This window comes from Burkholderia catarinensis, from assembly GCF_001883705.2.
Taxonomy (GTDB): Bacteria; Pseudomonadota; Gammaproteobacteria; order Burkholderiales; family Burkholderiaceae; genus Burkholderia; species Burkholderia catarinensis.
The window spans coordinates 1-3877 of the sequence record NZ_MDEQ02000064.1 but is presented as its reverse complement, the minus strand read 5'-3'; the positions used below and the strand labels follow the sequence as shown (position 1 = coordinate 3877).

Sequence of the window (3877 nt, the reverse complement as noted above, 5' to 3'; positions counted from 1 at the left end):
GGCGTTAATCCGCCCAGCGATTTCTTCGGTCGTTCCTCGTTGTATTCCCGACGCCAAGTCTCGATCACGACCCTGGCATGTGACAGGCTAGTGAACCAGTTCTCGTTCAGGCATTCATCCCGGAAGCGCCCGTTAAATGATTCAATGTAGGCATTCTGGTTCGGTTTGCCCGGCTCGATCAGGAACAGCTTCACGCCTCGCCCATGTGCCCAGCTCAGCATTGCTCGACCACAGAATTCCTTGCCGTTACCGGTGCGAATCGCCTGCGGCAAACCACGATGCAACCCCACACGATCCAGAATGCGCGTCAGCCCATGTCCGCTGATCGCTCGCTCCGGCACGATAGCCACGGCCTCATGCGTGCCATCATCGACCACGGTGAGGTTCTTGATCACTCGGTCTTCCGCGGTTCGGTCGAACACGAAATCCATGGACCAGACCTGGTTGGCCGCCGACGGTCGTCCCAGCGGCTGGCGATCCGATACCGGCACCTTCTTGCGTTTGCGCCGGCGTACCTGCAGTTTCTCTTCCGCATACAGCCGCTCGACCCGCTTGTGATTCACCCTCTGGCCTGACTGCCGCAGCTTCAGATAAATCATTCCCGAACCGTAGCGGCGATGTCGTTGAGCCAGTGCCACGATCTCCGCTCGCAACGTCAGATTGCGATCCGGCGCTGGCTGATAACGATAGGCGCTGGCGCTCATGCCGATTACCCGCAACGCCCGGCGTTCGCTCAGGCCTTGCTGCGTCATATGGCGCACCACGTCTCGGCGTGACGGTGCGCTCACCACTTTTCTCGCAACGCCTCGCGAGTGACCTCGTTTTCCAGCAGCGATTCGGCCAGCAGTTTCTTCAGCCGGGCATTCTCAGCCTCCAACTCCTTCAGGCGCTTCGCGTCGGGCACGCTCATGCCGCCGAACTTGCTGCGCCAAAGGTAGTAGCTGGCTTCGGAAAAACCGTGCCGGCGGCACAGCTCCTTGATCGGGATGCCGGCCTCCGCCTCCCGCAGAAAGCCGATGATTTGCTCTTCGGTGAATCGCTTCTTCATGTCCAATCTCCTGACTACGTGATTGGACTCCAAATCGCCGCGCTACTCAAATCGGGGGAGACGTCGCACCAGCGCATGCGCCTGGGTCACGTCGTTCACGTTCGCAGCCGTCCCCACAACCGTGTGCACCAGGCCGCTATCGGCATCCACGCCGATGTGCGCCTTCATGCCAAAGTGCCACTGGTTACCTTTCTTCGTCTGATGCATTTCCGGATCGCGCTTGCCTTCCTGGTTCTTCGTCGAACTCGGCGCGGCAATCAGCGTTGCATCCACTACCGTGCCTTCCTTGAGCAGCACCCCCTGTTGCGCCAGCACGCTGTTGACTGTCGCCAGAATCTGCGCGGCCAGTTCATGCCGCTCCAGCAAGTGGCGAAAGCGCAGGATCGTCGATTCGTCAGGCAGTCGGTCCGCACCCACGCCAACTCCGCAAACTGTTGAAAAAGCGGCATGTCGTACAGCGCTTCTTCCATCCCCGGATCGGACAGGTTGAACCACTGCTGAAGGAAATGGATGCGCAGCATCGTTTCCACCGCGAACGGCGGGCGTCCGGTCTTCGCGCTCGGCGCATGCGGTGCGATCAGCGCCACAAGGTGCGCCCACGACACCACTCGATTCATCTCTTCGAGAAATTCCCGCTTGCGCGTACGCTTCGTCGAGACCTCGAATCCCGTTCCAACAAGGCTGATCTGTTTCATGCCGCTACTGTCTCACATGCCGCCGTCATGCGAAGGTTTTGCAGACCTTCCCTAGGAACCCGATTCTCTCGGATTCCTAGGGAACCGCCGCCTTCAACCTTCAACTACGCCTGGGGCACCGCCTCGTCGCGAGACTGCATTCTCGTCTCGCTCCCGCGCGCGTTTCTCCGCCTTCTGCGAACTGAAACCAAGCGCACAGAGTATGCGCCAGACCTGCGTTCGGCCGAAGCGGACCTCGTACAGGCATTCAATGAGAACGCCAACTCGCTTGGGCGTCCAAAGCTCGGTGCCAAATCCATGCACGGTCGGACTCTGCAGCAACGCCCGACGTAATCTATCGAGCTGCTTTGCATTAAGCTGTCCGGGCCGCCCTACGTGCATCTGGCGCAAAGCGTCGATTCCACCTTCATCGAGCCGCGCCTTCCATGTGTATACGGTCTGTCGAGCGACCCCAACCGCAAGTGCAACCTCCGCTGGACCTTTGCCTGCCAACAGCATCCGCCCCGCGCGAACACGCCTTCGAGTTGCTTCGTCCATCGCCATGCGTTATCTCCACGAGCCTTATGAGAGCGGTCAGTCGGTCTACAACTGGGCCCACACGTGGCGCGAACAGGGTGTGATCGGATTGCTGCTCAAGATCGGTCACAAAGGCGGCCGCCCCCGCGCGCGTTGAGCGATGAGATGATCGCTACGGTTGTGCGCACGGCCTCGGTCGAGCCACTCACCGGCGAGCAAATCGTCCAACGCCTCGAGGCTGAATTCGGCCCGCCGCCGTTCGGGCATCTCGAGACGCTGAGTGTGGCGCTCAAGCGGAGAGGGCTTTGCGTTCAGGCGCAACCGTCTGTCGCTCAAAAAAAGCGCGGCCCCTAGGCATTGGCCGTGAAACAGGCCACGCTCGACAAGCTGCGGCTTGCCGAGCGCGAGGGGTGCAGTTCGCCTGCTCTACTCGACGAGGCGGGCTTTTGCGGATCCCCCAGTTCAGCGCAGTTGGTCACCACGAGGTCTGCCTCACGAGATTGAGCCGAACTCGCACTGCCGGCGTAGTGTTCTCGGCGCCCTGGACTACGGCGCGATCACGCTGATCCACGCAAAAGGCCCAACCGTCGTCCGCTTTATTGACGATGTGCTCGCGCTGGACGATGGCCGTCCGACCGTGATCGTGCTCGATAACGCGAGCATCTCTCTTGGCATCGACGAAGCGACGCAAGACCGGTGGCGAGTCGTTCATAAAGCGGTCCTGTTCTATCTACCCGCCTACAACCCCGAGCCCAACAAGATCGAAATCGTGTGGTGGCAACTGAAATTTCGATGGCGACGCTTCGTCACTTGGACCAAGGAAACCATTGACGCCGAGTCGGCCGAACGACTGGCCGGGTACGGCACCTCAACTTGCTGTACGTGGAAACGAGGAGTGTCATGATGATCTCGTACGGCGAATCGGACACCTTGGGCCGTCGAGATCCGCCGTCACCAGCGACGACGTCGTGATTTCGTCGAACATCATCCCGTACGGGTTGATCAGAAAATGGTGCTCCTGGCCCGGCACAGCGCACTGTATCCGCGTCGCTCAACCCGCCCGCGGCTTCGCGAGCTGATCGGCGACCGGCAGGCTGCGGATGCGCGTGCCGGTCGCCGCGAAGATCGCGTTGGTCAGCGCCGGCGCGACGGGCGGCAGACCCGGCTCGCCGACGCCGCCGAGCGGCGTCGCAAAATCGTCCGGCGCGACGAGATGCACGCGGATTTCGCGCGGCGCCTCGTTCATTCTAAGCACCTGGAAACCGTTGAAGTTGCCCTGTTCCGGATGGCCGTCCTTGAACGTGATCTCGCCGTGCAGCGCGATGCCGAGCCCCATCACCACCGCGCCCTCGAGTTGCGAGCGCACGCGCTCCGGATTGACCTGCGGCCCGCAGTCGATCGCGATGTCGACGCGCGGCACCGAGATCCTGCCGTCCGCGTCGACCTGCACCTCGCACACCGCCGCCGTGTACGACACGAAGCTGCGATGCGCGGCGATCCCGAGCCCGTGCCCCTTCGACAGCTTGCGCCCCCAGCCGGCTTCGCGCGCGACCGTCTCGATCACGCGTCGCAGCCGCCCGGTGTCGATCGGATACAGCGCGGGATCCTCGCCGTAGTT

General features: G+C 61.9%; 3 protein-coding genes and 3 pseudogenes. 1 reads left to right on the top strand and 5 read right to left on the bottom strand.

Going from position 1 to position 3877, the window contains the following annotated elements; translation table 11 throughout:
• The 3 genes and pseudogenes from BFF94_RS37415 to BFF94_RS37405 all read right to left on the bottom strand — a co-directional run.
• A protein-coding gene (locus BFF94_RS37415; protein WP_219140461.1) for an IS3 family transposase occupies positions 1 to 1048 on the bottom strand; the annotation gives its coding sequence in 2 pieces (ribosomal slippage) (positions 1 to 796 and positions 796 to 1048; 1049 coding nt annotated over the 2 pieces). This gene is flagged as partial in the annotation.
• Positions 1049 to 1114: 66 nt separating this feature from the next.
• A pseudogene (locus tag BFF94_RS38585) lies at positions 1115 to 1743 on the bottom strand (IS5 family transposase); the annotation flags it as partial.
• A 132-nt stretch (positions 1744 to 1875) separates the two neighbouring features.
• Positions 1876 to 2286, bottom strand: a pseudogene (locus BFF94_RS37405) (winged helix-turn-helix domain-containing protein); the annotation flags it as partial.
• A gap of 367 nt (positions 2287 to 2653) precedes the next feature.
• Here BFF94_RS37405 and BFF94_RS37400 point away from each other — a divergent pair.
• Positions 2654 to 3163 carry a transposase gene (locus BFF94_RS37400; protein WP_128848136.1) on the top strand — a complete coding sequence of 170 codons (510 nt, stop codon included), beginning with the start codon at positions 2654 to 2656 and terminating at the stop codon, positions 3161 to 3163.
• Between the two features lies 1 nt (position 3164).
• Here the strand turns inward: BFF94_RS37400 and BFF94_RS38140 are convergent.
• Both BFF94_RS38140 and BFF94_RS37395 read right to left on the bottom strand, forming a co-directional pair.
• A pseudogene (locus BFF94_RS38140) lies at positions 3165 to 3307 on the bottom strand (class II aldolase/adducin family protein); the annotation flags it as partial.
• Between the two features lie 3 nt (positions 3308 to 3310).
• The coding region (locus BFF94_RS37395; protein ID WP_219140460.1) for a molybdopterin cofactor-binding domain-containing protein at positions 3311 to 3877 on the bottom strand (567 nt) is incomplete at its 5' end.